Source organism: Agrobacterium larrymoorei (assembly GCF_005145045.1).
GTDB classification, from domain to species: domain Bacteria; phylum Pseudomonadota; class Alphaproteobacteria; order Rhizobiales; family Rhizobiaceae; genus Agrobacterium; species Agrobacterium larrymoorei.
In genome coordinates, this window is the sequence record NZ_CP039691.1 from 2,552,282 (window position 1) to 2,578,605 (window position 26,324).

General features: G+C 58.3%; 28 protein-coding genes. 16 read left to right on the plus strand and 12 right to left on the minus strand.

Annotation, left to right across the window (positions count from 1 at the left end):
• Positions 1-6: 6 nt before the first annotated feature.
• Complete coding sequence (gene hisS, locus CFBP5473_RS12420; RefSeq protein WP_051441151.1) at positions 7-1,650, minus strand: histidine--tRNA ligase; 1,644 nt, start codon at positions 1,648-1,650, stop codon at positions 7-9.
• Positions 1,651-1,803: 153 nt separating this feature from the next.
• On the opposite strand from hisS, the gene relB reads away from it, so the two are divergent.
• The 5 genes from relB to copM all read left to right on the plus strand — a co-directional run bounded on the left by relB (position 1,804) and on the right by copM (position 3,876).
• Entirely contained in the window at positions 1,804-2,037 is a 234-nt protein-coding gene (relB, locus tag CFBP5473_RS12425) for a type II toxin-antitoxin system RelB family antitoxin (protein WP_027673883.1), read from the plus strand.
• Positions 2,021-2,290, plus strand: a complete 270-nt coding sequence (locus CFBP5473_RS12430; protein WP_027673882.1) for a type II toxin-antitoxin system RelE family toxin — start codon at positions 2,021-2,023, stop codon at positions 2,288-2,290. The genes relB and CFBP5473_RS12430 overlap by 17 nt, the downstream gene beginning before the upstream one ends.
• A gap of 3 nt (positions 2,291-2,293) precedes the next feature.
• Positions 2,294-3,058 carry a hypothetical protein gene (locus tag CFBP5473_RS12435; protein ID WP_027673881.1) on the plus strand — a complete coding sequence of 255 codons (765 nt, stop codon included), beginning with the start codon at positions 2,294-2,296 and terminating at the stop codon, positions 3,056-3,058.
• A 242-nt stretch (positions 3,059-3,300) separates the two neighbouring features.
• Positions 3,301-3,459 carry a hypothetical protein gene (locus CFBP5473_RS25075; RefSeq protein WP_157835785.1) on the plus strand — a complete coding sequence of 53 codons (159 nt, stop codon included), beginning with the start codon at positions 3,301-3,303 and terminating at the stop codon, positions 3,457-3,459.
• Between the two features lie 51 nt (positions 3,460-3,510).
• Positions 3,511-3,876 carry a CopM family metallochaperone gene (copM, locus tag CFBP5473_RS12440; RefSeq protein WP_027673879.1) on the plus strand — a complete coding sequence of 122 codons (366 nt, stop codon included), beginning with the start codon at positions 3,511-3,513 and terminating at the stop codon, positions 3,874-3,876.
• A gap of 48 nt (positions 3,877-3,924) precedes the next feature.
• Here the strand turns inward: copM and CFBP5473_RS12445 are convergent, their stop codons facing one another.
• Positions 3,925-4,839 (minus strand): LysR family transcriptional regulator, encoded by a 915-nt coding sequence (locus CFBP5473_RS12445; RefSeq protein WP_027673878.1) that lies wholly within the window; start codon positions 4,837-4,839, stop codon positions 3,925-3,927.
• Positions 4,840-4,920: 81 nt separating this feature from the next.
• Here CFBP5473_RS12445 and CFBP5473_RS12450 point away from each other — a divergent pair, with 81 nt between their 5' ends.
• Positions 4,921-5,958: a YeiH family protein gene (locus CFBP5473_RS12450; protein ID WP_027673877.1), complete on the plus strand. Its 1,038-nt coding sequence runs from the start codon at positions 4,921-4,923 to the stop codon at positions 5,956-5,958.
• On the opposite strand, the gene CFBP5473_RS12455 is transcribed toward CFBP5473_RS12450, so the two are convergent.
• Both CFBP5473_RS12455 and CFBP5473_RS12460 read right to left on the minus strand, forming a co-directional pair.
• A complete protein-coding gene (locus tag CFBP5473_RS12455) occupies positions 5,955-6,377 on the minus strand; it encodes a hypothetical protein (protein ID WP_027673876.1) in 423 nt (140 codons plus the stop codon). The two genes, CFBP5473_RS12450 and CFBP5473_RS12455, sit on opposite strands and share 4 nt — an antisense overlap.
• A 17-nt stretch (positions 6,378-6,394) precedes the next feature.
• On the minus strand, positions 6,395-7,024 hold the full coding sequence (locus CFBP5473_RS12460; RefSeq protein ID WP_027673875.1) for a DNA-3-methyladenine glycosylase I: 630 nt from the start codon (positions 7,022-7,024) through the stop codon (positions 6,395-6,397).
• Positions 7,025-7,213: 189 nt separating this feature from the next.
• On the opposite strand from CFBP5473_RS12460, the gene CFBP5473_RS12465 reads away from it, so the two are divergent.
• Positions 7,214-7,936, plus strand: coding sequence for a L,D-transpeptidase (locus CFBP5473_RS12465; protein ID WP_027673874.1), 723 nt, complete (start codon positions 7,214-7,216; stop codon positions 7,934-7,936).
• A gap of 177 nt (positions 7,937-8,113) precedes the next feature.
• Here the strand turns inward: CFBP5473_RS12465 and glcF are convergent, their stop codons facing one another.
• The 3 genes from glcF to CFBP5473_RS12485 form a co-directional block, all read right to left on the minus strand.
• Positions 8,114-9,421, minus strand: a complete 1,308-nt coding sequence (gene glcF / locus CFBP5473_RS12470; RefSeq protein ID WP_027673873.1) for a glycolate oxidase subunit GlcF — start codon at positions 9,419-9,421, stop codon at positions 8,114-8,116.
• 1 nt (position 9,422) lies between these two features.
• Complete coding sequence (gene glcE, locus CFBP5473_RS12475; protein WP_027673872.1) at positions 9,423-10,619, minus strand: glycolate oxidase subunit GlcE; 1,197 nt, start codon at positions 10,617-10,619, stop codon at positions 9,423-9,425.
• A 199-nt stretch (positions 10,620-10,818) separates the two neighbouring features.
• A complete protein-coding gene (locus CFBP5473_RS12485; protein WP_027673871.1) occupies positions 10,819-12,252 on the minus strand; it encodes an FAD-linked oxidase C-terminal domain-containing protein in 1,434 nt (477 codons plus the stop codon).
• 119 nt (positions 12,253-12,371) lie between these two features.
• On the opposite strand from CFBP5473_RS12485, the gene CFBP5473_RS12490 reads away from it, so the two are divergent.
• From CFBP5473_RS12490 to CFBP5473_RS12520, 7 genes are all read left to right on the plus strand, one after another.
• Entirely contained in the window at positions 12,372-13,289 is a 918-nt protein-coding gene (locus CFBP5473_RS12490) for a LysR family transcriptional regulator (RefSeq protein ID WP_027673870.1), read from the plus strand.
• A gap of 115 nt (positions 13,290-13,404) precedes the next feature.
• The gene (locus CFBP5473_RS12495) at positions 13,405-14,742 is read left to right on the plus strand and encodes a glycosyltransferase family 4 protein (protein WP_027673869.1); all 1,338 of its coding nucleotides are present in this window, start codon (positions 13,405-13,407) and stop codon (positions 14,740-14,742) included.
• Positions 14,739-15,497, plus strand: a complete 759-nt coding sequence (locus CFBP5473_RS12500; protein ID WP_027673868.1) for an HAD-IIB family hydrolase — start codon at positions 14,739-14,741, stop codon at positions 15,495-15,497. The genes CFBP5473_RS12495 and CFBP5473_RS12500 overlap by 4 nt, the downstream gene beginning before the upstream one ends.
• Positions 15,498-15,631: 134 nt before the next feature.
• On the plus strand, positions 15,632-16,141 hold the full coding sequence (locus CFBP5473_RS12505; RefSeq protein ID WP_027673867.1) for an NUDIX hydrolase: 510 nt from the start codon (positions 15,632-15,634) through the stop codon (positions 16,139-16,141).
• Positions 16,142-16,202: 61 nt separating this feature from the next.
• On the plus strand, positions 16,203-17,708 hold the full coding sequence (locus CFBP5473_RS12510) for an inorganic phosphate transporter (protein WP_027673866.1): 1,506 nt from the start codon (positions 16,203-16,205) through the stop codon (positions 17,706-17,708).
• Positions 17,709-17,723: 15 nt separating this feature from the next.
• Complete coding sequence (locus tag CFBP5473_RS12515) at positions 17,724-18,461, plus strand: 16S rRNA (uracil(1498)-N(3))-methyltransferase (RefSeq protein ID WP_027673865.1); 738 nt, start codon at positions 17,724-17,726, stop codon at positions 18,459-18,461.
• 142 nt (positions 18,462-18,603) lie between these two features.
• On the plus strand, positions 18,604-19,977 hold the full coding sequence (locus tag CFBP5473_RS12520) for a glutamate--cysteine ligase (RefSeq protein WP_027673864.1): 1,374 nt from the start codon (positions 18,604-18,606) through the stop codon (positions 19,975-19,977).
• 141 nt (positions 19,978-20,118) lie between these two features.
• Here the strand turns inward: CFBP5473_RS12520 and CFBP5473_RS12525 are convergent, their stop codons facing one another.
• Positions 20,119-20,415: a YjiS-like domain-containing protein gene (locus CFBP5473_RS12525; RefSeq protein WP_027673863.1), complete on the minus strand. Its 297-nt coding sequence runs from the start codon at positions 20,413-20,415 to the stop codon at positions 20,119-20,121.
• A 203-nt stretch (positions 20,416-20,618) separates the two neighbouring features.
• Between CFBP5473_RS12525 and CFBP5473_RS12530 the strand changes: the two genes are divergently transcribed.
• Complete coding sequence (locus CFBP5473_RS12530) at positions 20,619-21,569, plus strand: LysR substrate-binding domain-containing protein (protein WP_027673862.1); 951 nt, start codon at positions 20,619-20,621, stop codon at positions 21,567-21,569.
• On the opposite strand, the gene CFBP5473_RS12535 is transcribed toward CFBP5473_RS12530, so the two are convergent.
• Positions 21,570-22,202: a TetR/AcrR family transcriptional regulator gene (locus CFBP5473_RS12535; protein WP_027673861.1), complete on the minus strand. Its 633-nt coding sequence runs from the start codon at positions 22,200-22,202 to the stop codon at positions 21,570-21,572.
• 188 nt (positions 22,203-22,390) lie between these two features.
• Between CFBP5473_RS12535 and CFBP5473_RS12540 the strand changes: the two genes are divergently transcribed.
• Positions 22,391-23,287, plus strand: a complete 897-nt coding sequence (locus tag CFBP5473_RS12540; protein ID WP_027673860.1) for a hydrogen peroxide-inducible genes activator — start codon at positions 22,391-22,393, stop codon at positions 23,285-23,287.
• Positions 23,288-23,296: 9 nt separating this feature from the next.
• Here CFBP5473_RS12540 and CFBP5473_RS12545 read toward each other — a convergent pair whose 3' ends face one another.
• The 3 genes from CFBP5473_RS12545 to guaB form a co-directional block, all read right to left on the minus strand.
• Positions 23,297-24,175 carry a dienelactone hydrolase family protein gene (locus tag CFBP5473_RS12545; protein WP_027673859.1) on the minus strand — a complete coding sequence of 293 codons (879 nt, stop codon included), beginning with the start codon at positions 24,173-24,175 and terminating at the stop codon, positions 23,297-23,299.
• Positions 24,176-24,277: 102 nt separating this feature from the next.
• Positions 24,278-24,679: an MAPEG family protein gene (locus CFBP5473_RS12550; protein WP_027673858.1), complete on the minus strand. Its 402-nt coding sequence runs from the start codon at positions 24,677-24,679 to the stop codon at positions 24,278-24,280.
• A 108-nt stretch (positions 24,680-24,787) separates the two neighbouring features.
• Positions 24,788-26,293 carry an IMP dehydrogenase gene (gene guaB / locus CFBP5473_RS12555; RefSeq protein ID WP_027673857.1) on the minus strand — a complete coding sequence of 502 codons (1,506 nt, stop codon included), beginning with the start codon at positions 26,291-26,293 and terminating at the stop codon, positions 24,788-24,790.
• Between the last annotated feature and the right edge of the window lie 31 nt (positions 26,294-26,324).

Here is a 26,324-nt window from a genome sequence, read left to right on the forward strand (position 1 = left end):
CAACGCTCAAATATCTTCTGCGGTATCGCCGACTTGATTAGGATCGTAAGGTAGACCTTCCGCCCGACGCCGGTCTTCGGCCTGCGCGGCCAGAATTTCCTTCACCTTCGCCACCAGCTCGGCCTCCGGCACGACGTCCTGCGCCACGCGGGCTTCGCGCCACGCCGCATTGTCCTCGATCTCGCCGGAGAGACGCTTGCCTTCGATCAGGTCCTTGATCTGCACGACGCCCTGCTCACGCTCATCGCCGCCCTGAATGATGGCGATGGGGGCGCCCATGCGGTCGGCATATTTCAGCTGGTTGCCGAATTTCTTCCAGTTGCCCTGATACATTTCGGCGCGAATGCCTTCTGCGCGCAAAGCCTGCGTGAAGCGCTGATAGCGGCCCATGCTCTCGACATCGCCATCCATGACGGTGACGAGAACCGGCGCGAGCGGCTTGGCCTGACCGAGCTTACCGAGGTTTTTCAGCGCCGTCATAAGGCGCGAGACGCCGATGGAAAAGCCGGTTGCCGGAACGGGCTGGCCCATGAAGCGGGAGACAAGCCCGTCATAACGACCGCCACCACCGACGGAACCGAAGACGACTTTCTCGCCCTTTTCGTTGGTTACGTCGAAGGTGAGTTCGGCTTCGTAGACGGGGCCGGTGTAGTATTCGAGGCCTCGGACAACGGAGGGGTCGATCTTGATGCGGTCAGAGCCGTAGCCCGCCGATTCGACTAATAGACGAATGGTATCTAGCTCTTTTAGACCTTCCGATAGGATTGTAATCTCGCCTGCGCTCACGTCATTGTAAGTCAACGTCGGCGGATTTCTGAACATGACGCCGCCCCGCATGTTCGCTAACGAGCTTTCATATCTCGGCTGGACCGCAGCCCCGGAGACAGCAAACATCGCATTTTCATCAAGCATTTCTAATACGATAGCAGTCTGCGCTTCATCCAGCCCAGCGCCCTTTGTAAAGTCTCCAGACTCGTCCTTACGACCGGCGCCGAGCAGCAGCTTCACGCCTTCCGGACCGAACTTGTCGAGCTTGTCGATAGCGCGCAGCACATTGAGGCGGCGGGCGGCGTTTTCTTCGCCGCCGAGGCCGATGGCTTCCATCACGCCATCCAGAACCTTACGGTTATTGACGCGGATGACGTAATCGCCGCGCTTGATGCCGAGTGCTTCCAGAGTATCGGCCATCATCATGCACATCTCAGCATCGGCCTGCACGCCCGGTGCGCCAACGCTATCGGCATCGAACTGCATGAACTGGCGGAAACGGCCGGGGCCGGGCTTTTCGTTGCGGAAGACGTAACCGGCGCGGTAGGTGCGGTATGGCAGCTGTATTTCGTTGAAATTCTCAGCAACATGGCGGGCGAGCGGTGCTGTCAGATCGTAGCGCAGGCTCATCCACTGGTCGTCATCATCCTGAAGCGAAAACACGCCTTCGTTCGGGCGGTCGCTGTCTGGCAGGAACTTGCCGAGTGCATCGGTATATTCGAAGAGCGGGGTTTCTACCGGGTCGAAGCCATAGAGCTCATAGACCTTGCGGATCTTCTCGATCATCTCGTTGGTGGCATGGATATCGGCAGCCGAACGGTCCACGAAGCCGCGCGGCAGGCGGGCTTTCAGTTTCTGAGGCTTTTTTGCTTTTTCGCTCATGATGCCGGTCCAATTATCTCTTGAAATCAAGCCGGTGTATTAGAGGATGAAACCCGGCGCGGCAAGGCATGCGGCAGCAGTAATGCTGGCATTTGGCGGCGGGATGGACTATATGGGATGCATGTATCCCAATCTGCCCCGTGAGGTCGCATCATGAGCAAACAAACCGCAATCCGTCTGCCGGATGATACCTATGAGCGGCTGAAGGCGCTTTCAGAGCGCACGGGCCGCACCTCCGCCTTTTATATCCGAGAAGCCATCGAAAAGCACATCGAGGATATGGAGGATTTGTATCTGGCGGAAGAAGCGACGCGGCGACACATTGCAAATGGTGAGCGCACCTATAGTCTTGAAGAAGTGATGCGCGATATTGATCTGGGAAATTGAATTTCGAGAGTCTGCGCGCAAGCAATTGAAGAAGCTTGGCAGACAGGACGCAACGCGGATCATTGCATTTTTGAGTGATCGGATTTCCGCAGACACAAATCCAAGACGAACCGGTCAGGCACTTCAAGGCTCAGAGCTCGGCAAATTCTGGCGTTATCGCGTCGGTGACTATCGTATTATATGCGACATTCAGGATCAAAAACTTGTCATTATCGCCATCGAAATCGGCCACCGCCGGGAAGTATATCGTTAATCCATGATCCTTGAAGCCTTGAATTATGCTGCGACCTACCGAAAGACGCAGCCGGAATTTCGCCCTTACATCAAATACTCGGTCAATCTCTGGGCGCGCGCCAATCGCTGCGGCAAGGCGTGGGCGGAGCATGAGCAGAACAGCAAGCGCTTCATTCTGTCCACCGCCGCCAAATTGAAGCAGCGGCGCACAGCGGTCGTTCTCGGTTCCGGCCTGTTGCGGGATGTGCCGTGGCAGCAGCTTGCGGCAGCTTTCGATACCGTCGTTCTGGTCGATCTCGTGCATCTTGCCAGCGTGAGAGCCAGGCTCTATGGGCGCAAATATCGCAACGTAGTTCTCAACAGCCGCGATCTCTCCGGCTATGACGCGTTAAAGGCAGGGAGCGAACTTGAGCCTCTGAGCTTTTTGAGGCTGGTGCCTTATCTCGATCTCGTCGTTTCAGCCAATCTGCTGTCGCAGATCGGCACCGGCGCACGTCACAGGCTGGAAAAAGAAGGCGCAGGCGGCATGCCGGAGGATGCGCTGAAGCGGTTGATCAAGGCGCATGTCGATGGTCTCGAGGGCCTGCCTTGCAAAGTGTGCCTCGTTACCGATACGGGCTTCAACCTCATCGACAAAAACGGCAAGCTGCACCAGCAGGAAGACCTGCTGCACGGGGTTGAAATCCCGAAGATCGCAAACCGATGGGACTGGACTTTGGCACCCTTCGGCGAAGAGAGCCGGGATTACCAGATCATCCACAAGGTCGTGGCGAGCGAGGTGCGATGAGCGCCATTTTATTTTCCAGATTGGCGCGCTAGATTAAGGCCATGCGCTTGCTCACTCGCACATTGATGTTTCTCGCCTGCCTTATGTACGGGATGATGCCGGGCATGGCGGCGAATATGTCAATGCAAGTGATGGGACCGCAGTTGAGCCATAAGATGCCGGGCGATCACTCTGGTCACGCTGTCGCATCAGCATCCGCAGATGCAAAAAATCAAAGCGATCCCTGCCCACACAAAGGCAGCATGACACACGCGCCCTTTTGCGCCGCGTGTCTCGTTCTGCTGCCTGATCTGACCTTTGCCGAAAAGGGCACGTCACCTCACGCGGCACCTTTGCCGGAGGTGCAGGCAGCTTTCATCGGCAACCAGCCAGCGCCGCCTCTGCCCCCTCCCCGCGCCTGATCGTTTCGATATCCCATCATTCGAAACATTATCGGCACAGGAGGATAACCCATGCCAATCAAAACACTCGGCCTCGCAGCAGCGATGGTCGCACTTACCGCTATGCCCGCACTCTCGCAGGACATGAAAAGCCATGACGGACATGACATCTCCAAAAAGGAGAGTGGCTCGACTGAAGCTTTCAAACAGATCGCTGGCAAGATGCACATCGACATGTCACAGAACTACACCGGCGACGCCGATGTGGATTTCGTGCGCGGCATGATCCCGCATCATCAGGGTGCCATCGACATGGCCAGGGTCCAGCTGAAATACGGCAAAGACCTGGAAATCCGCAAGCTGGCCGAAGAGGTGATCAAAGCGCAGGAAGCGGAGATTTCCATGATGAAGGAATGGTTGAAGTCAAAAGGCTATTGATGCCAGCATGGAGAAGCGCCCCCGGGCGCTTCTTTCTGTCAATGCCAGTCAAAGCCCGGCCAGTCCCGCCTTGTAATTCTCGGATGATTCCCGGCTCAGCCGTTCAAGCTCCATGGACGCGCGGCTGCTGCGCCTTTCCTTGTGGGTCAGAAGGGCGAATTGCCGGGCGGGAAGATCGATGCCCGCACGCGCCAGCAACCCCTGCCGCAACATCAGCGAGGCAACGGATGCGGAGACGACTGCGGCAGCACCTCCCGCACGGGCTGCCGCGACGACTGCTTCATTCGAAGGCAGTTCCAGCGTAACATTCAGATCGCTCAATGAAATATCCATTGCCGCCAGCGCCGCCTCGAAGGCGGAGCGCGTGCCGGAGCCTTGCTCCCTCAAAACCCAGTTGGTGGACTTTATGTCTTCAGCCGTCAGATGCCGCCCGTCGGCGAATGGGTGCAAGGGGCCTGCAACGACCAGCAGCTTATCCGAAACGACAGGCCTTACCGACAAGGCGGGCTCATCGATGTGGCCTTCGATGAAGCCGATTTCGGCCAGTCCCTTCAACACGGCTTCCGTCACGGTTCGCGTGTTGCCCACTTCCAGTGTCACGGAAACGCCGGGATAAAGCTGCTTGAACTGCATGAGAATGGGCGGCAGCCAGTAGCTGGCAATGGTCTGGCTGGCAAAAACGCGAATTTCTCCGCGGGTCAGGCCGCCCATTTCCGAGAGAATCAATTCGGCACTGCGAACGCGGTTCAGGGTCGCTCGTGCTTCCTGAACGAAAACCCGCCCGCTTTCGGTAAGCTCGATGCCGCGTCCGACCCGGTGGAACAGTTCCACATTGTAATAGGCTTCCAAGGTCTTGATCGCGGAACTCACAGCCGAGGGCGTCAGACCTAGCGCTTCGGCAGCGCGGGTCAGATGCTGCCGCTCGGCGACGGCGACGAAAATTCTCAACTGTTCAAAAGTCATACGCAATCATTCGATTTAACCGAATGAAACATGCCATATTATTTGATGGAATGAAATGGATGATTGGGTGATTATTTAGCCATGGCTCATCATCGTTCACTCACCTCATCCCTGCCCTTTTCGCTCCGCCCGGCATTGCGCTTGGTGCCCGGCATCGCCCTGTGCGGTGTCATTAGCGTTGTGGCCATTCTTGCGCAGGATTTTCAGGTGAAGCTAAACGGGCACGCCTGGCTTGGTGATCTGGTGCTGGCAATCCTGTTCGGCGTGCTGCTTAGAAGCTCTACCACGCTTCCAGACGTGACGAAAACCGGTATCAAATTCAGCGCGAAGACGCTTCTGGAAGTGGCGGTCGTGCTTTTGGGCGCTTCGCTCAGCCTCGCTATTTTGAAAGGGGCTGGCGGCCTGCTCATTCTGGGCATCGCAATCGTCGTCGTCTTGTCGCTCGTCGGAAGCTACGGCATCAGCCGCGCCATTGGGCTCGAGCCGAAACTTGCCGTTCTGGTTGCCTGCGGCAATTCCATCTGCGGAAATTCCGCCATTGCTGCCGCGGCCCCGGCCATCGGCGCGAAGGCGGAAGATGTTGCGGCGGCGATTGCCTTCACCGCCGTTCTCGGCGTTGCAGCCGTCATCATCATGCCGCTCATTCCCGGCGTCGTTCCCATGGATGCCACGCACTACGGCCTGTTCGCGGGCATGACGGTTTATGCGGTGCCACAGGTTCTTGCCGCCACCGCGCCCTTCGGCACCGTTGCCGTCCAGACCGGTACGGTGGTGAAACTGATCCGCGTTTTGATGCTTGGTCCGGTCGTCACTACACTTTCGATCATCCATGGACGCGGTGCGCAGGGACGGCTGGATTTGCAGCGCATGGTGCCGTGGTTCATTCTCGGCTTCGTGTTGATGATCATGGCCCGCTCGTTCGGCCTTATCCCGGAGGTTGCGCTGGCACCTATTTCCAGCCTTGCCAATGTGCTGACCATCATGTCCATGGCCGCACTCGGTCTTTCGGTCGATATCCGCTCGCTACGCCATGCTGGGGGAAAGGTCATCGCTGCAGCGACCGCCGCATTGCTTCAGCTCTGCACGCTTTCGGTCGGCTTGATTGCCGTCGTCGGCTAAGGCTGTCGCTCGACCGTGATCGAGTAATTGGCGCCAAGTCCACGGCGGGATGAGCTAAGGACGAGAATGGGGCGGATCAGCCATTCGGTATCCGCTTTCGGCGTCAGAACGGCTTCGTTGTTACCGGCATCGCTGAAGAAGATCGCGTCGTCTTCCGGCTTGCCGAAATCGAAAACGGCCATCACCACGAATTCACTGCGGCTGGCGAGGCCGACCTTCAGCTTTTCCCCGGCCTTCACTTTCAGCCGGTAAACATCGCCTCTGCCCTGCCGCGTCCAGCCATTGAGTACCAGCGGGCCTGAAGGCGGCATCTCGACGCGCTTGAGATGTTCCCCATCATCCAGCCACATGCCATCGACATTACGCTGCTCCGCCACGGCGGGTACCGCAACGGAAAGAGCCAGCAGACCGGCAATCATGCATCCAACCAGCTTTCTCACGGTCGCGAAAACTCCTGTCGCAAAGCTTCGATGCGCGGGCGGCAATGGCAACCCTCGATGTGATCATTGACCATGCCCATGGCCTGCATGAAAGCGTAAACGGTGGTCGGACCAACGAAGGTCCAACCGCGCTTCTTCAGGTCTTTGGACAGACGGGTGGAGGCTGGCGTGATGGGGTTTGCCCGCAGCGTCGCATAATCGAAGACCGGCGGGCGTTCTTCCTGCCCCGGCTCGAAGCTCCAGAAATAACGCGCCAGCGTGCCGAATTCATTGCGCAACTCAACGGCCCGGCGAGCATTGTTGATGGTGGAAACGATCTTGCCGCGGTGGCGCACGATGCCTTTATCCGCAAGGCAGCGCTCGATATCCATTTCATCGAATTGAGCGACCTTTTCGAAATCGAAACCGGCGAAGGCGGCCCGGAAGGCCTCGCGCTTGCGCAGAATGGTCAGCCAGGAAAGGCCGGACTGGAAGCCCTCAAGGCAGATTTTCTCGAACAGGCGCCTGTCGTCGGTGACGGGATAGCCCCATTCCTCGTCGTGATAGCGACGATAATCGTCAAGACCCTGCTGCCAGAAACAGCGCACCTGGCCGTCTTCACCTGTCAAAAGTCCAGTTTCAGTCATTCGGGGCCATCTCTTGAAGCTTGGATGCGGTTCTTACCATTGATTCACCTCGTTTTAAAACCGCCTGCTAACCTTATTGAAAAGTTTCAGCAAATTCAGGCGTTTTAACAATCGCTCTTTACCATTCGCTGGCGCGGCCATGCGAACGTGAGGATCATTTTTCCGGTGTCATGTAAAAGAGTCCACCCGATGTCGATGAAATCCTTGATTATTGCGCTGAGCATCGTTTCAGCCGCCTTGCAGCCTGCCCTTGCCAATGATCGCTACCGCGAACGCCCGCCCGTGGTCGTCAGCCCCGATCTGACGGCACCGTGGGTCATGCAGCTTGGTGGTGCTCAGGTCCGCCCGGTGGTTTATCCGCAGCGCCCGGTCTCGCGGCCCTTCTGGCAGCGGCAGGTTGCTCCGCAGCGTCCACAAGCCATTGCGGCACGCCCCAACGCCCCGCGCCTTCGCACCGATCCGCAGTTCCTGCCGCAAATGGTGAATTACCAGACCAAGGAAGCGCCCGGCACTATCGTCATCGATACGCCAAGCCGCTTTCTTTATCTGGTGATGGGGGATGGCAAGGCCCGCCGTTACGGCGTTGGCGTTGGCAAGCCGGGCTTCGAATGGGCCGGAACGCACAAGGTAACCCGCAAGACCGAATGGCCGAGCTGGACGCCGCCGAAGGAGATGATCACGCGCGAAGCGGCCAAGGGCCACTACCTCCCCGCCTTCATGGAGGGCGGCCCTGAAAACCCGATGGGCGCGCGCGCCATGTATCTCGGCTCCACACTTTACCGCATTCACGGCACCAACCAGCCATGGACAATCGGCAGCAACAATTCCTCGGGCTGCATCCGCATGCGCAACGAGGATGTGACCGATCTTTACGAGCGCGTGACTGTCGGCACCAAGGTTATTGTGATCTGATAGCAACGCTGAAGTATTCACTGCGTGTCCGATAGTGGCACATTGCATGATTGAGCTTGCTTAAGCCCGCCAAGGCGTTAATTCTTGGCCGAAAGCTTGGCGGGGGACGCCAGGGGGACAGGAAGCGCTTCAAAAGCTGCAGACCGATAAAAAACGAGCGGTAACCCCGCTCGTTTTTTATTTTGTGGCATTCAGTTTTTCAGGCTTTGGACCGCCATAGGCCCAGTCCAGCAACTGCGCTGTGTGAAGGATTGGCATCGCCGTTCCCGTTGCGATCTGCGTCATGCAGCCAATATTGCCGGTTGCGATGATGTCGGCTTTCGTCGCCTCGATATTTTTGATCTTGCGCGCCTTCAACTGACCGGAAATTTCCGGCTGCATGATGTTGTAGGTGCCAGCGGAACCGCAACAGAGATGCCCTTCCGCAGGATCGCGAACGACGAAACCCGCCGCCTTCAACAACAGCTTCGGCGCAACGGTGATCTTCTGGCCGTGCTGCATGGAACAGGCGGAATGATAGGCAACGGACAGGCCGTTGCGATCCAGCTGCTGCAACTCCAGTGTCGCAAGATATTCGGTAATATCCTTTGCCAGCGCAGAGACCTTGGCCGCCTTCTCCGCATAGGCCGGGTCGAGCCTCAGCATATGGCCATAATCCTTGATCGTCGTGCCGCAGCCGGAAGCGGTGATGATGATGGCATCCAGCCCGCCCTGCTCGATCTCGCGCATCCAGACATCGACATTGCGACGGGCAGAGCCGAGCGCCTGCTCCTCCCGGCCCATATGGTGAACCAGCGCACCGCAACAGCCCTCCCCTTCCGGCACCACGACCTCGATACCGAAGCGCGTCAGCAGCCGGATCGTGGCATCGTTGATCGCAGGATCGAGAACCGGCTGGGCGCAGCCCGTGAGAATGGCAACGCGTCCGCGTTTGTTCGTGCCGGGTTTGTAAATTCCCGGCTGGCTTGTTGCAGAAGCGGGGGGCAAGGTTTGAGGCGAAAGCTCCAGCATGGCCGCAAGCGGCTTGAGCGCACCCGCCTTGCCGAAGAGAGGCGCGAAGGGGCGCCCGACTTTCGCAAGCTTCAACGCTGCGCGAAACCGCGCGGGGTGAGGCAGGACGGCAGCGAGCAGACCACGAATCAGCCTGTCCATGAGAGGGCGGCGATAGGTTTTCTCGATATGGACCCGCGCGTGATCCACCAGATGCATATAGTCCACGCCGGAGGGACAGGTGGTGGTGCAGGCAAGACAGGACAGACAGCGGTCGATATGCGTGACCACCTGCGCATCCGCAGGGCGGTCGTTTTCCAGCATATCCTTGATGAGATAGATGCGCCCGCGCGGACTATCCAGCTCGTTTCCCAGCGTAACATAAGTTGGACAGGTGGCAGTGCAGAAGCCGCAATGCACACATTTGCGCAGGATTTTTTCGGATTCTGCTACATGCGGATCGGCAAGCTGTTCGGGTGAGAAGGAAGTCTGCATGCTAAATTCCCATCTTGCCCGGGTTGAAAATCCCCGCTGGATCGAGCTTTTCCTTGACCCGCCTCGACAGCGCCAGCTCAACGGCATTGAGCGGCTCAAACGCCGAAACCGCCTGACGCACGTCATCCGTTGCCCGCAGAAGGGTGGCATGGCCACCGCCGAGGGTTGTGATGTAGTGGCGGAGCAATTCGGCTTCGGGGTCAGCCTCCATCTGCATCCAGATCAACCCGCCCTGCCAATCATAAAAGGCATCGATGCCCGCCTGCATACGCAAGGCGGCAACCAGTTTGTGACCCTGCGCCGGGGCCACGGAAACACGCCATAGAGGCTTGCCCGTATTTCCCTCGTAAGGCCTCACATCGCGGATTTCGCGCCACAGCGCTCGGCTTTCATCCTGCGCTAGAAGCATGCTGGGGCCGATGGACGACAGGATGGCTTGCAGTTTCTGCGCCCTCGCCTCGACAGACGCGGCAAGCCCTTCCAGCCGCAACACCGTGGCAGCACCGTCCGGCAGCACTCCATTGATGAAACGGGACTTCACGCTTTCCGGCAGATGGGCGGCGCCGGAAACCTCGACGCTGGTTGCCATGGCTGCGGCCATGGCGTTGCTGGCGACGGCATCCTCAACGCCGGAAATCACCATTGTCTTTTCAGCGGGCGGCACCGGCAGCACGCGGAAGGTTACTTCCGTCAGGAGGCCAAGCGTGCCGTGAGAGCCCGCCAGGAGCTTGACGAGATCCAGCCCGGTGACGTTCTTCATCACCCGTCCACCCGCCTTGATGGCCTCGCCCCGACCGTTGATGAAACGGATGCCGAGAAGGCTGTCACGCGCCGCACCGGCAACGTAACGGCGCGGACCGGAGACGTTCGCGGCAAAGACGCCGCCAATCGTCTGCTCGCCCGATGTGCCCATAATGGCGCGATGATCCATCGGCTCGAAGGCCATCATCTGGCGGGCCTCGGCAAGTGCCGCTTCCACATCCGCCACCGGCGTTCCGGCCTTGACGGTCATCACCATCTCGGCGGGATTATACGCGACAATGCCCGATATGGCTCGGGAAGACAGCGTCGCCTCCGCCTGAACCTTGTTGCCGAAACCGGAACGCGTGTTGCCACCGATGATGGCCAGTGTGGTTTTGGCCTCGGCGTGGTCTCGGATTATCGTGGCGGCTTCTGCTTCCGAATGTGGGGTCAGCATGTGACGGCACCCCCCTCTGTCCTGCCGGACATCTCCCCCTCAAGGGGGGAGATCAGCAAGACGTGATAACATCGCCCAGACAACAAAGGCCAATTTCGAGCCGCAACGTCGCGGCAGATCGATCTCCCCCCTTGAGGGGGAGATGTCCGGCAGGACAGAGGGGGGTGTAGCGGCGTGCGCCGACGTACAAACATGCCTATCACCCCCGCCCCTCCAAGGGAAACACCTTGGAGGGGTTCATTATCCAACCCTCATCGAATGCAGCGCGCACCGCCATCTGCTGCTTCAGGTCGGCATCGGAATATTGGTGGCGCATCAGGTCGCGTTTCTCGATGCCGACGCCGTGTTCGCCGGTAAGGCAGCCGCCGGCGTCGACGCAGAGTTTGAGGATTTGGTTGCCAGCCTCCTCCGCCCGCGCGGCATCCTCCGGGTCATTGGCATTGAAGAGGATCAGCGGGTGCATGTTTCCATCGCCTGCGTGAAAGACATTGGCGACGCGAAGCCCGAGGCTGTCGGTGATTTCGCTGGTCTTTTTCAGCACGTAGGAAAGCTGGCTGAGCGGCACCGTTCCATCCATGCAGATATAATCGGCGATGCGCCCCGTTGCGCCGAAGGCCGATTTGCGGCCTTTCCAGATGGCGGCTGCCTCCATGGCGGATTGGCATTCGCGCACGGTCTTGACGTCGTGTTTGCGCGCAATGGCGACGATATCAGCCAGCATGGCATCCATCTCATCCTCGGAGCCTTCCACTTCCACGATGAGCAGTGCCCCCACATCCAGTGGATACCCCGCCTTGGCGAAGGCCTCGCAGATTTCTATGGCAGGCTTGTCCATGAATTCGATGGCGACCGGAATGATGCCTGCGCCGATGATATCCGCCACGCAGGAGCCTGCCTCTTCCGAACTTTCGAAGCCAAAGAGAACAGGGCGTGCGCCCTCCGGCTTTGCAATCAGGCGCACTGTCGCCTCGGTAACGATGCCGAGTTGCCCTTCCGATCCGCAGACCAGACCCAAGAGATCATAACCGCTCGCATCCAGATGCTTGCCGCCGAGTTCCAGAACGGTCCCGTCCACCAGAACCATCTTCACGCCGAGAAGATTATTGGTCGTCACGCCATATTTTAGGCAATGCGCACCACCGGAATTCATGCCGATATTGCCGCCTATGGTGCAGGCAAGTTGCGAGCTTGGATCGGGCGCGTAAAAGAAGCCTTCCGGCCCCGCCGCATCGGAAATGGAAAGGTTGGTAACGCCAGCCTGAACGGTGGCGGTGCGGTTGAAGAAATCCATCTCGATGATGGAGGACATTTTCGAAAGGCCGATCACGACGGCATCCTCCTGCGGGATTGCGCCGCCGGAAAGTGACGTCCCCGCCCCGCGCGGGACCACCGGAATGCCATAGCGATGACAGTACTTCATCACCGCTGCCACCTGCGCCGTCGTTTTTGGCAGTGCCACAACAAGCGGCACCTTGCGGTAGGAAACGAAGGCGTCGGTTTCGAATGGCACGAGCTCTCGAGGCTCATGCACCAGACACTCCGGCGGCAGAAGATCGGCAAGATCCGCCACGATGCGATCCCGGCTCGAAAGGACGGAGGGGCGCGGCTGCAAGAATTGTATCGATTGCGACATGGCTTCCAGATGCCTCCCCGCATCTTTTCCTATGCGAATCTATGCGGGTTTACACCTTGGAGGCAACCCCGGCGAATGCTACAGATTCTTTCCATAATGGAAAGAATTGGCGCAGAGTAATGACAAATCTGGGTGATCTCGAAGTCTTTGCCAGCGTCGCCGCTTCTGGCAGCATGTCGGTTGCGGCCAAGGAGCTGGGCTATTCGCCCGCCGTCATTTCCAAGCGGATAAAGCGGCTGGAAGAGAAGCTCGGCGCTCGGCTGTTTCAACGGACCACACGGCAGATTTCGCTGACCGAGGCCGGGCATGGCTTTCACCAGAGAATTCTGGCCGTTCTGGAAGGTCTTGAGGAGGCGGAGGACTTCGTTTCCGGTCGCTCCAATATGCTGACGGGCACCCTGAAGGTTTCCGCCTCCACCTCCTTCGGGCGCATGCATGTCGCGCCGCATCTCAAAGGTTTCATGGAGCAGCACCCGTCGCTTGCGATCAACCTTACGCTCAGCGATGATTTCATCGACATTGTTGCGGGCGGCTATGATCTGGCTATCCGCATTGCCGACCTATCCGATTCAAGCCTCGTGGCGAAACGTCTGGCGCCGGTGCGGCGCGTGCTGTGTGCATCCCGCGCTTATGTCGAGCAACATGGATTGCCGAAAAGCATCGAAGAACTGAAGAAGCACCGGTGCCTTCCCGCCCACAACAATGACCTTTGGCGGCTGGAAGGGCCGGATGGCGCGTTCAATCTGCGGCCTGAAGGTTTGCTGATCACCAACTCTTCCGAGGTCATCCGCGAGGCGGTGATCTCGGGCCTTGGCATCGCCCTGCGCTCCACCTGGGACATCGGGCAGGAATTGAAGTCGGGCGTGCTTATTCAGGTTCTGCCCGGCTATGAGGGCTCCAGAAACGTGGCGCTGTCGGCGGTCTATCCCAGCCGAAAATTTCTGCCCGCCAAGGTGCGGTTGTTCATCGATTATTTGGCAGGGCTCTATGGTCCGGTTCCGTATTGGGAGAAGACAACGACCAGCGACCTGGAGTAGGCGTAAACCTCATCTTGAGAACGAAAAATCCATCCAACGCCTTTCAGCCGGGAACTTTATCGCTTTTCACACGTTCTTGACGGGTTATTGGAAAATTTTACCAAGATGGGACGCGATGACTACCACGAGCGAAACTGAACGCTATCCACGGATAGCACTCATATCGACGCATGGCTATGTAGCCGCACACCCGCCGCTTGGCGCCGCAGACACCGGAGGGCAGGTGGTTTATGTCCTCGAACTCGCGAAGAAACTAGGTCAGCTGGGATATACGGTTGACCTTTACACACGCCGTTTCGAAGACCAGCCCGAAATCGATGAAGTGGACGAACGTGTGCGCGTCGTGCGCATTCCCTGCGGTGGCAAGGACTTCATTCCAAAGGAATATCTCCACCGCCACCTCATGGAATGGTGTGAAAACGCGCTGCGCTTCATCAAGCGCAATGACCTCAGCTATTCCTTCATCAACAGTCATTACTGGGACGCTGGCGTTGCCGGTCAGCGTCTGTCGGAAGCGCTGAAAATCCCGCATCTTCACACGCCGCATTCCCTCGGCATCTGGAAGAAACGCCAGATGGAGACAGACTATCCGGAGAAGGCGGATACGTTCGAGCTTGAGTTTAACTTCAAGGAACGTATTCAGCACGAACTCATCATCTACCGCAGCTGCGACATGGTGATTGCGACGACACCGGTTCAGCTGGACGTACTGCTGGAAGATTACGGGCTGAAGCGCAAGCAGGTCCATATGATCCCGCCGGGATATGACGACAACCGCTTCTTCCCCGTATCCGAAGCCTCGCGCCAGATGCTGCGCCAGCGTTTCGGCTTCGAGGGAAAGACCGTTCTCGCGCTGGGGCGCCTTGCGACGAACAAGGGCTATGATCTTCTGATCGACGGCTTCTCGGTTCTGGCGGAACGTGAACCGGAAGCAAGGCTTCATCTCGCCGTTGGCGGCGAAAATATGGATCAGCAGGAAACCACGATCCTCGAGCAGTTGAAGGAGCGGGTCAAAACGCTGGGGCTGGAAGACAAGGTCGCCTTCTCCGGTTACGTATCCGATGAGGACCTGCCCGATATATACCGCGCTGCCGATCTCTTCGTGCTTTCCAGCCGATACGAGCCTTTCGGTATGACGGCTATCGAAGCGATGGCGAGCGGTACGCCCACGGTCGTCACCGTTCATGGCGGTCTGTTCCGTGCGGTGAGCTATGGCCGCCATGCGCTCTTTGCCGATCCTTTCGACAAGGAAGATCTGGGCATCACCATGATGAAGCCCTTCAAGCACGAGCGTCTTTACGGACGCCTGTCGCGCATGGGTGCTCACAAGGCACGCAGCCTGTTCACCTGGACGGGCATTGCGCAGCAGCTTCTTTCCGTCGTCGAAGGCCGCACCATGCTGCCGGTGCTGGAAGAGTCCGATTGGGCCGAACCATGGAATGATGGCGATTGAAACCGGTTCGCCTCTTTTCCACCGATCTGGACGGGACCGTTGTCGGCAATAATGACGCAACGGCCCGGTTCCGGGATTTCTGGCAGTCTCTGCCTAACGAAACCCGTCCGCTGCTGGTTTTCAACAGCGGACGACTGCTTGACGACCAGCTGGAACTGATGGAAGCGGTGCCTCTGCCGAAGCCCGATTACATAATCGGTGGCGTGGGCACGATGCTCTCCTGCCGCGACCAGCCGTCCTTGCGACAGGCCTACACGAATTCGCTCGGTCAGGGCTTCGATACGGAAAAAATCATATCGCTCATGAGCGACATTCCCGGCATCAGCATCCAGCCGGAACGGTATCAACATGGGCTGAAGTCCAGCTGGTATCTGCATGATGCAGACGATCAGGCGATTGCCGATATCGAACAACGTCTCAATGAGGCAGGGATAGAGGCGCGCATCGTTTATTCTAGCGGACGCGATCTCGACGTTCTGCCCCGCGCAGCTGACAAGGGTGCTGCCATTCGCTGGCTCTGCGACCATCTGGAACTTGGCCTCGATGAGGCTGTGGTTGCGGGCGATACGGGCAATGACCGCGCCATGTTCGAGCTGCCGCAGGTGCGCGGCATCGTGGTTTCGAATGCGCTGGATGAGCTGAAGTCTTTTGCAACAAGTAAGCACAATATGTTTACTGCACTTGAAGCGGAGGCAGATGGCGTTATATCTGGGCTGAAGCACTGGATTTCCAGCGCCATCGAGCCTCGTGTCTGATTATCATCAAAAATGCTGGTGCAGTGTAAGCAGGATATCTTGACCTGCTAATATTTGAGCCTGACAATGAAACGAATCGCACATCTGATGGTTTGGAGTGCCTTCTCGATTCTCGTTGTAAGGAACATCGGACATTGAATATTCTTAGCCGTTTGGCAAATGATCTCGGATTGATGTTGCGGCGCCCTCCCCGCCAGCAATATGGCGCGATCTGCCACCGGCTGAACAAGAAGAGTGGCGAGGTCGAGGTGCTTCTGCTGACCAGCCGCGATACGGGCCGTTGGGTCATCCCCAAGGGCTGGCCAATGGAGGGCAAGAAGGCCCATGCCGTTGCAGAGCGCGAGGCTTTCGAAGAGGCAGGCGTGCGTGGCAGCGCCAACAAGGAGCCTTTCGGTTTTTTCCATTATGAAAAGAAGCTGCGCAACGGCGTGAAAGTAACCTGCCGTGTTCAGGTGCATCTGCTTGAAGTCGCCGATCTCGTAAAGAATTTTCCAGAGCGGGAAAGTCGCAAGCTCGAATGGGTCTTGCCCGATGAGGCCCGAAAACGGGTGAACGAGCCTGAGCTTCGAGAGCTCTTCATCAGCTTCGGCAAACAAATGGCGCAAATACAACAGATTCCCGCGCAAAAAGCTGTAAATCTATAAGATCATTTTTTCTCGCCAGCGCCTGTGAAACGCGACGAGTGTCGCACATAAGGCTCAATGAATGGCGCAGCCGCCCGAAAACCGCATGAAACCAACGCTCGACAAGGACCTCGACAAGCTGACCCGGGTCGAAGAAGCGACCAACCATCTCAGCCGCAGGCTGGTGGCGCCGGGTGCAGGCCTTCTGTTCCTTGTCATCGTCGGTCTCATTGGCAGCGAATATGCGGGCAGCACGCCGAGCGCGACGATTACCCTCGCAGCCGTCATCATCGGCGCTTACATGGCCATGAATATCGGCGCGAAGGACGTGGCCAACAATGTTGGCCCGGCGGTTGGTGCGAAAGCGCTGCCGCTGACGGCTGCACTCATTCTGGCCGCGATCTTCGAAGTGCTGGGCGCCGTCATCACCGGCGGCAATGTGGTCGAGACGATCTCAAGCGGTATCATCAATACCGAAACCATCCCGGACCGTTTCCTCTTTGCCTGGGCAATGCTGGCAGCCCTTCTGGCTGCGGCGCTGCTGGTCAACCTTTCCAATCTGCTCAAGGCACCCATTTCCACCACGCACAGCATCGTTGGTGGCGTTGCGGGTGCGGGTACGGCTGCTTATGGTCTGGGCGCGGTGGATTGGCCCTCGCTTGGCAGCATTGCGCTGACCTGGGTTGCGACGCCCTTCATCAGCGCTTTCTTCGCCATCATCTTCCTGGCTTTCATCAAGGAATTCATCATCTACCGCGATGACAAGATCGCGGCTGCCCGCGTGTGGGTGCCAGTGCTGATCGGCGTCATGACCGGTGTTTTCACTGCCTATCTGATGCGCGTCGGCATGCATCAGATCAAGGATGTATCGCTGAAGCTTTCCGCTGGCTCCGGCCTCGTCGTCGGGCTCTTGGGCTGGCGGCTCTCCATCCCGCTCATCCGTAACCAGTCGCAGGGGCTGGACAATCGCAACCAGTCGCTGCGCAAGCTTTTCCAGTGGCCGCTGATCTTTGCGGCAGCGCTCATGTCCTTTGCGCATGGCGCCAATGATGTATCGAACGCCATCGGCCCGGTCGTTGCCATCGTGCGTGCAAGTTACGGGCAGATCGTCGGCGAGACCGCGCGGGCGCCGCAATGGGTGATGCTGATCGGCGCCTTCGGCCTCTCCTGCGGCATTCTGCTGTTCGGGCCGCGCCTCATCCGGCTGGTGGGTGAGCAGATCACCAAGCTCAACCCCATGCGCGCCTTCTGCGTTTCGGTCTCCACGGCATTGACGGTGTTGATCGCATCCCGCTTCGGCATGCCCGTCAGCACGACGCATACGGCGATCGGTGCGGTCTTCGGCGTCGGTTTCTTCCGTGAATGGTACACCCAGAACTCACGGCGGCGGCAGGAACTGACGCAGCAGGCCAGCGACAAGCGTGGTGAAAAGGACGATGGTGACGAAAATCCGTCTGAAGTGCGCAGGCGCTATCTTGTGCGCCGCTCGCATTTCATGACCATCATCGCCGCCTGGGTCATAACCGTTCCTGCAAGCTCCGCCCTGGCTGCGGCGTTTTACGGGATCATGTATTTTCTGTTCATATGATATTGAAGTAGAGACATGCGCGCCAATTTCAGAATGCAGCGGCTTTTCGTAAATCAGGCTTTACGCTCCGGTGAGGGTGTGGAAGCCAATGCCGACCAGTTCAACTATCTGGCCAATGTGCTGCGCATGGCCGATGGCGCAGAAATCCTGCTGTTCAACGGTCGGGATGGTGAGTGGAAGGCCAGGATTTCCTTCCCCACCCGCAAGAAAATCCTGCTGGTACCCATAGAAGAGACGCGTCCGCAGCCGGAAAAACCCGATCTGCATTATCTCTTCGCGCCGCTTAAAACCGGGCGGTTGGATTATCTCGTGCAGAAGGCCGTTGAAATGGGTGCAGGCGTGCTGCGCCCGGTCATCACCCAGCATGTTCAGGGCAAGATCACCAATCTGGACAAGCTGCGGGCCAATGTCATAGAGGCGGCGGAGCAATGCGGCATCCTTGCCATTCCCGAGGTCGAGGAGCCGGTGAAACTCAAGGATCTGCTTGAGACATGGCCATCGTCGCGGCGCATCATTTATTGCGATGAAGGCGATGAGGGGCAGAACCCTCTACCTGTCCTTCAGCGTATCGAAGAGCGGCAGCTTGCGCTTCTCGTCGGGCCGGAGGGTGGTTTTTCGGAAGAGGAGCGAAATCTTTTGCGCGGCATGTCCTGCGTGACGCCCATACCGCTCGGACCCCGCATCCTGCGGGCGGATACGGCGGCAGTGGCAGCACTGGCGGTCATTCAGGCCGGTATTGGCGATTGGAAATAGTTCACCTTCAAGTGCGGCGAATGCGCAAAATCGCCGCGCTTGGCCATGCTTAAAAGAAATTCATTTGCCTGCGCAACCGCAGCGCCCTATCAGCGATTTTCGAGATGCCTGCACAGGCAGCACAAGACAACAAGGTAATTCCATGGCCCGCGACACCACTGACCAGACCCCGATTTCATCTGTGCAGGAACTGACCGATTATCTGGCGGGCGGCTGCAAGCCGAAAGAGAAATTCCGTATCGGCACGGAGCACGAGAAATTCGCGTTTTTCCGTGAGGATCACACACCTGTTCCTTACCATGGCGATGCCAGCATTTCCGCGCTGCTGAAGGGCATGCGGGCCAAGCTCGGCTGGGACCCGATCATGGATGGCGACAACATCATCGGGCTTGGTGAACCGAGTGGTATGGGCGCGATCTCCATCGAGCCCGGCGGCCAGTTCGAGCTTTCCGGCGCACCGCTGGAAAACCTGCATGAGACCTGCAAGGAATCCAACCAGCATCTGGCCACCGTACGCGAGATTGCGGAGCCCATGGGCATCCGTTTCCTCGGGATTGGCGGCAGCCCTATCTGGACGCTGGACGAAACGCCGAAAATGCCGAAATCCCGCTACAACATCATGACCAATTACATGCCGAAAGTCGGCACGCAGGGTCTGGACATGATGTACCGGACCTGCACGATCCAGGTTAATCTGGACTTCTCCTCCGAAGACGACATGCGCCGCAAGATGCGGGTTTCGATGAAGCTTCAGTCGCTTGCAACGGCGCTCTTCGCCTCCTCCCCTTTCACCGAAGGCAAGCCGAACGGCCTGCTCTCGTGGCGTGGAGATATCTGGCGCGACACCGACAACAATCGTTCGGGCATTCTGCCCTTCACCTTCGAGCAGGGCTTCGGCTTCAAGGACTATGTGGAGTGGGCGCTGGATGTGCCAATGTATTTCATCGTGCGCGATGGCAAGTACCGCGATTGCACCGACATCACCTTCCGCCAGTTCATGGGCGGTGCACTGAAGGGCCAGATTGCGGACTGGCAGCCCAACCTCGGTGACTGGACCAACCACCTGTCCACGCTCTTCCCGGACGTGCGCTTGAAGCGCTTCCTTGAAATGCGCGGTGCCGATGGCGGCCCATGGCGCCGCATCTGCGCGCTTCCGGCCTTCTGGGTCGGTCTGCTCTATGACGATGATGCGCTTGCCGCAGCCGATCGTTTTACCGCCGACTGGTCCGTCGATGACGTGGCCTATATGCGCGATACGGTTCCGGTTGAAGGCCTCAAGGCGAAGATAGCCGGTCGCGATTTGCTCGATGTTGCCCGCGAAGTCGTATCCATCTCGCGCACCGGCCTGCAGAAGCGCGCGCGGCTGAATGGCGACGGGCAGGATGAGAGTGTGTTCCTTTCGCCGCTGGAAGAGGTTCTGGCCAAGAAATCCACGCTCGCCGAGGATATGCTGGCGCTTTACAATGGTCGCTGGCAGCAGTCCGTCCTGCCTGTCTTCGAAGATTATCAATATTGAGAGGCGCTCGGCCTCATTCTAGAGGTCGCTGGAGCCACAAATAAAAAAGCCCGGTGCAGCTTGGTCTGGCACCGGGCAAATGGCAGGGTTATTGGCAATCACCCTGCGGGGAAACGTGTGAGGCCGTGAGCGGCCTGAAAATCAGCTCTTGCGAAGCCGAAGGAAACGCGTACCGGCGCGCATCTTTGCAGCCCGCGCCAGATGCAGGGCCGGGTCATCCAGCAGGCTCGTTTCAAGCGCATCCATGACGTCCGCACGAACGAGGCCGATATCGGCAAGCTGATAATCGTCCATCTCCGTCAGCTTGTTCACGGCAATACGGTTGGCGATGGATCGCACCAGCTTGAACACGCCTTCGCGTGTCACACCGGCGCGGCTCCAGAATGAGACGTGCGGTGCTGTGAGTTGCAATTCCATTTTCCGTTCTGCCGTGCGCATGACACTGTCCTTCCTATGAGGCACGAGAATTTATGGTCCTCGCGCGTTCCGGCACGAAGACTTGTGGAGGCGTTATTGCCGCGGCCGTGAAGCAGTGGCGTGGTTGATCGGATGTCTTGAGCGTCAAAATGTCGCAAGACTATTGATCAGTCCAACGAATGTTTCTAATGTCAGTTATCAATAGCTCTTATGGATGGCCTGCCATGACCGCGCCTCTGGATATCGATCAGCTGCATACCTTCATCGCAATCGTGGATTCGGGAAGCTTCACCAAGGCTGCCGACCGGGTGTTCAAGACGCAATCGGCGGTCTCTATGCAGATGCGCAGGCTTGAGGAGAGATTGGGCAAACAACTCTTCGCCAAGGACGGGCGCGGCAACAAGCTGACCGCCGAGGGCGAGAAATTGATGCATTATGCGCGACGCATCATACGCCTGAACAATGAGGCAGTCGCAGCTTTTGACGATAACCGTCTGGAAGGAACGTTGCGCATCGGCACGCCGGATGATTATGCCGACCGTTATATGCCCGAGATTATCGGGCGCTTCGCCAAGACGCATCCGAATGTCGAGCTTTATATCGTTTGCGAGCCGTCCGTCAGCCTTGCCGAAAAGATGGCGAAGGGCGAGCTCGATATTGCGCTCGTAACCCACAATCCACGGGCGCGCACCTCCGATATCGTCCGAACCGAACCGCTTTGCTGGGTGGCATCCGCCAATCACCCCCTGCGTGACGATGTTCCAGTCCCACTTGCAGTGGGGCGGCGCGACTGCCATTGGCGACAGCTTGCCGCTTCTGCGCTTGATGCGGATGGACGTGAATATCAGGTGCTTTTCACCAGCTGGTCTTCCACCGTGATTGCGGCTGCGGTTCTGGCCGGGATGGCGGTTTCGGTTCTGCCGGAATCCACCTTGAGAACGGGCATGAGGGTTCTGACATCCGCGGACGGCTTCCCGCCCCTGCCTCCGGTGCAGATCGGCCTGATGAAGCGTCCCGGCCTGTCGCCATCATTGATGAACGCCATCACGGACCACATCACTGCCTGCCTCGACAATATTTCGCTCAGCCAGCCCCCGGAAGAGCTGGACACGCAGATCAAGATTTTTTCTGGCATGCCGAAGCTGAAGACGGCCTATACCGCGCCCGGCTGGTAATCAGCCCGGGCGAAACACGGTTTGCTTGATGACAAAGCGCCATTCCTTCAGCAGGCGCTGTGCCATGTCGCGGTCGCTGACAACTGCCAGCTTTACCGCGCCGCCGGTGAGATAGGACAGGAGGAAGGTCCGCGCTTCCATATCGGCCTCGAAACCTTCCGGCAGGAACTTGCGAGTGGCTGCGGCGAATTGGTCACCCATGATTCTGGCTGCTTCGATGTTGATGCGCAGCAGATCGAGGTCGGTTTCCGTGCCGAACCATACGGCAATGTCTTCGGGACTGTGCAGAAGTTCGCGGTGGTACCATTCGATGATATCGAAGACGGCATCCAGCGCCTCATCCAATGACTGGACTTGTCCCAACGTCTCCAAAATCTTCGTATTGACGTTCATGACCGCTTTTTCGAAAAGCGCTTTCACAATCGCCGTTTTGTCAGGAAAGTATTGATAAACCGAGCCAATGGGTATGCCCGCTTCCTTGGCGACTTCGGTTATCTTGAGCTTAGCAACGCCGCCATCGCGGATAAGTTTTGCTGCGGTGGAAAGGATCACATGGACGCGCTGAACGCTTCGCTCCTGTTGCGGCATACGTCTTGGATTGAGTGCGTCTGCGTTACCTAATGTCGATCCCATTGCCTATACCTTTATAAAAATCATTCGCCCCCCTTACGAATGAATAGCATATCGGCATTTACGTAAAATATCCGGCTTATGATTTATCAAAATATCTTGATAACAATCGAGCAACATACCAAAGCTGATATAGGGCTTCGATAATTTCATTGTCTCATTTCAAAGACTAATGATAGGAAAATCCTATCATGATGACACTCAGGCAAATGCGATACTTCGATGCCCTCGCTCGCACGCAGCATTTCGGCAAGGCGGCGGCGGAAGCGCATATCAGCCAGCCCGCTCTTTCCGTCCAGATCATGGAAATGGAAGAGCATCTCGGCGTGAAACTGGTGGAGCGCGGACGTGGCGGCATTACCATCACGCCCAAAGGCGAGGATGTTCTGCGGCATGTGCGGGCGATTTTGCTGGAAGTCGAGCGGCTGGAAGAGACCGCGCGCAAGACGACCGGTGCGCTGGAGGGACTTGTCCGCATCGGCATCATTCCCACAATCGCTCCCTATCTGGTGCCGAGACTGGTGCCGCATCTACGCGCCCGCCACGCACTGATCGAGATCGAGCTCAAGGAAGCCGTCACCGACCGCCTGCTCTCCGATCTTGCGGCGCGCAAGCTGGATGCCGTGATCGCAGCGGTGCCGGTGGATGGCGATGGGCTGGAGACATGTCATCTCTTCACGGACCGTTTCTTCATGGCCATCGCCAAGAATGACGACAATATACTGATGTCGCCGGTGGATGAGGGAAAGGTCGATCTGGACCGGCTGCTGCTTCTCGAGGAAGGACATTGCCTTCGCGATCAGGCTCTGGCCGTTTGCGGCACGGCGGGCAAGCGCAGCCTGGTCAACTATGGCGCGACCTCCATGGCAACCCTGTTGCAGATGGTTTCGCACGATATGGGCATGACGCTGATCCCGGAGATTGCGATCTCCACGGAAACGACGCGCAACAATCTGCGTATCGTGCCATTCGCGGAACCCGCACCGGCACGCGAGATCGGTCTCGTCTGGCGCAAATCCAGCGCCCGCAAGGCCGATATCGAGGCGTTGGCGCAGGCCGTCAGGGACTGCGCCTCGCCGTCTTCATAGGGGGGCAGTTCAGGCGAGGTTCTTGCGGAAGAAATCTATGGTTCTTCCCCATGCCAGATCCGCAGCCGTCTTATCATAGCGGGCGCTCGACGTATCGTTGTTGAAGGCGTGGTTGACGCCGTCGTAGACGAAGATTTCGAAGCTCTTGCCATCGGCTTCCAGCGCCTTGCGGTAGTCTTCGATGCCCGCATTGATCCGGTCATCCAGACCCGCATAATGGAGAAGCAGCGGTGCCTTTATGTTTGCAACATCGGCTGCCGGAGGCTGCGCGCCATAATAGGCAACGCCTGCATTCAGGCCTGCCGATTTCGTGGCGAAGCGGTTGACGAGGCCGCCGCCCCAGCAAAAGCCGACCGCACCAACTTTGCCGTTCGCACCATCGCGTTTCGACAGCCAGACCCGGCTTGCCTCGGCATCGGCGACAGTGGCGGTCATGTCCAGACCCGTAAACATTTCGCGTGCCTTGTCTTCATCCGCAGGCGTGCCGCCTTTGGACGACAGGAAATCCGGCGCCAGTGCCGCGAAGCCTTCAAGCGCCACGCGCCGCGCGACATCCTTGATGTGATCGTTAAGGCCACGGTTTTCGTGAATAACGATGACCGAGCCGAGCGGGCCGGAGGCCTTTTTCGGCACAACGAGGTAACCCTTCATCTCGCCACTTGCGCCGGGATAGGTCACATCTTCCGCCGTCAAGCGTTCGTCATTTGCAGGCACGATTGCCGCCTGCGCGCCATTAGCAGCCAGCAGCGGCGCAATGGCAGCCGCCGCCGCACCCGAGCCCGCCAGTAGCGAAAGCTTTTCCATGAATTTGCGACGATCAAGGCTCAGATGCGTGTACTCATCATAAGCATCGATCATCGCCTGGGTGATTTCAGGTTTATCCGCCATCGCTTCTTCCTCCCTTGTTAAAACGAGAGTTAACCGCTGAGCGTGACAAAAAGCTGCGTCATTCAGGCCGACGCAGCACAATTTTGCGTGATTTGGGTTCTGCTATTCCAGCGCAAGCCAGATGAAGAGCCAGCCCCACATCATAACCAGCGACGCGAAGCCGATCGCAAAACTTAAGGCGCGGGTGCGCAGGGTGTTGCTGGTGACATGAACATAGGAATGTACATAGCGCGTGAGAACGAAGATCCAGCCGAGAATGATCGTTGCGATATTATCCGCATCGGTGATGTAAAGCAGCAGGCAGGCTGCGTGGAACAGCATCGGCAATTCGAACTGGTTGGCAATGTTCTTGTTGACCACCCGGCTTTCCGGCGCTTCCTCACCCGCGTCGCGATAGCGGCGAACCGCATCGCCATTGAGGAAGGTGTATTTCCTGCGGCGGTAAAAGAGCAGCGCATAGAGACCGAAGACAAGAAAAGCATGGGCAATCATTGGCCAGAACATTGCGGTCGTGGGTGACATGCTTTTCTCCTCATTCATAAAGACGCTCCCCGAACCGGGTTCGGAGAGCGTTCAAATCGTCAGATCGTTTTATCGATTTAAAACGAAAGATCAAACCGCGCCGGGGTAGTTCGGGCTCTCGCGGGTGATGGTTACGTCGTGAGCGTGGCTTTCACGCAAGCCTGCACCGGAGATGCGAACGAAGGTGGCGCGCTCCTGGAAGTCCTTGATGGTCGCGCCGCCGACATAACCCATGGCGGCCTTCAGACCGCCAGCCAGCTGGTGCAGCACGCCGGAAACCGGCCCCTTGTACGGAACCTGGCCCTCGATGCCTTCCGGTACCAGCTTCAGCGTGTCGCGTACTTCCGCCTGGAAGTAACGGTCTGCCGAGCCGCGGGCCATGGCGCCGACGGAACCCATGCCGCGATAGGCCTTGAAGGAACGACCCTGATAAAGGAAGACTTCGCCCGGGCTTTCATCCGTACCGGCCAGCAGCGAGCCGATCATGACGGCGGAAGCACCGGCGGCAATCGCCTTTGCCAGATCGCCCGAGAACTTGATGCCACCATCGGCAATCACTGGAATATCGGCTTCATGCGCAGCTTCGACCGCCGACATGATGGCCGCGAGCTGCGGAACGCCGACACCGGCGACGATGCGCGTGGTGCAGATGGAGCCGGGACCGATACCGACCTTGACCGCATCCGCGCCCGCATCGATCAGCGCTTTGGTGCCTGCGGCAGTGGCAACATTGCCTGCGATGACGCGAACCGAGTTCGACATCTTCTTGACGATCGTGACCGCATCCAGAACGCGTTGGGAATGTCCGTGCGCGGTATCGACGACGAGGACGTCCACGCCCGCCTCGATCAGGCGCTCGGCGCGCTCGACGGCATCGTCACCAACGCTGATGGCGGCGGCGGCGCGAAGGCGGCCCTGAGCATCCTTCGTCGCATTCGGGTTGAGCTGCGACTTCTCGATATCCTTGACGGTGATGAGGCCGACACAGTTGCCCTTGCCATCCACCACCAGCAGCTTTTCGATGCGGTGCTTGTGCAGAAGGCGGCGTGCTTCCTGCTGATCGACGCTGCTTTCCTTGACCGTGACGAGGTTTTCGCGCGTCATGAGTTCGTAGATTTTCTGCGCTGGATCGGACGCGAACCGAACGTCGCGGTTGGTGAGAATGCCCACCAGTCGGCCCGACTTGTGGCCACCCGCACCGCCATTTTCAACGACCGGAATACCGGAAATACCATGCGCCTTCATCAGCGCCTGTGCTTCCGCAAGCGTTGCGTCCGGGCCGATGGTGACAGGATTGACGACCATGCCGCTTTCGAACTTCTTGACCTGACGGACCTCTTCGGCCTGCTCGATGGGGGTGAGATTGCGGTGAATGACGCCGATGCCGCCAGCCTGCGCCATGGCGATTGCCAGACGACCCTCGGTCACGGTGTCCATTGCGGAGGAAAGGATCGGCAGGTTCAGCTCGATATCGCGAGCGATGCGCGTTGCGATATTCGTCTGGCCGGGCATCACTTCGGAATGCCCAGGCTGGAGGAGCACGTCGTCGAACGTCAGCGCGTCTAGACCTGTGGGAGTTTCAATGATGCGAGCCATGGCCAAAGTCCTTCAGTATGGAATGCATGGC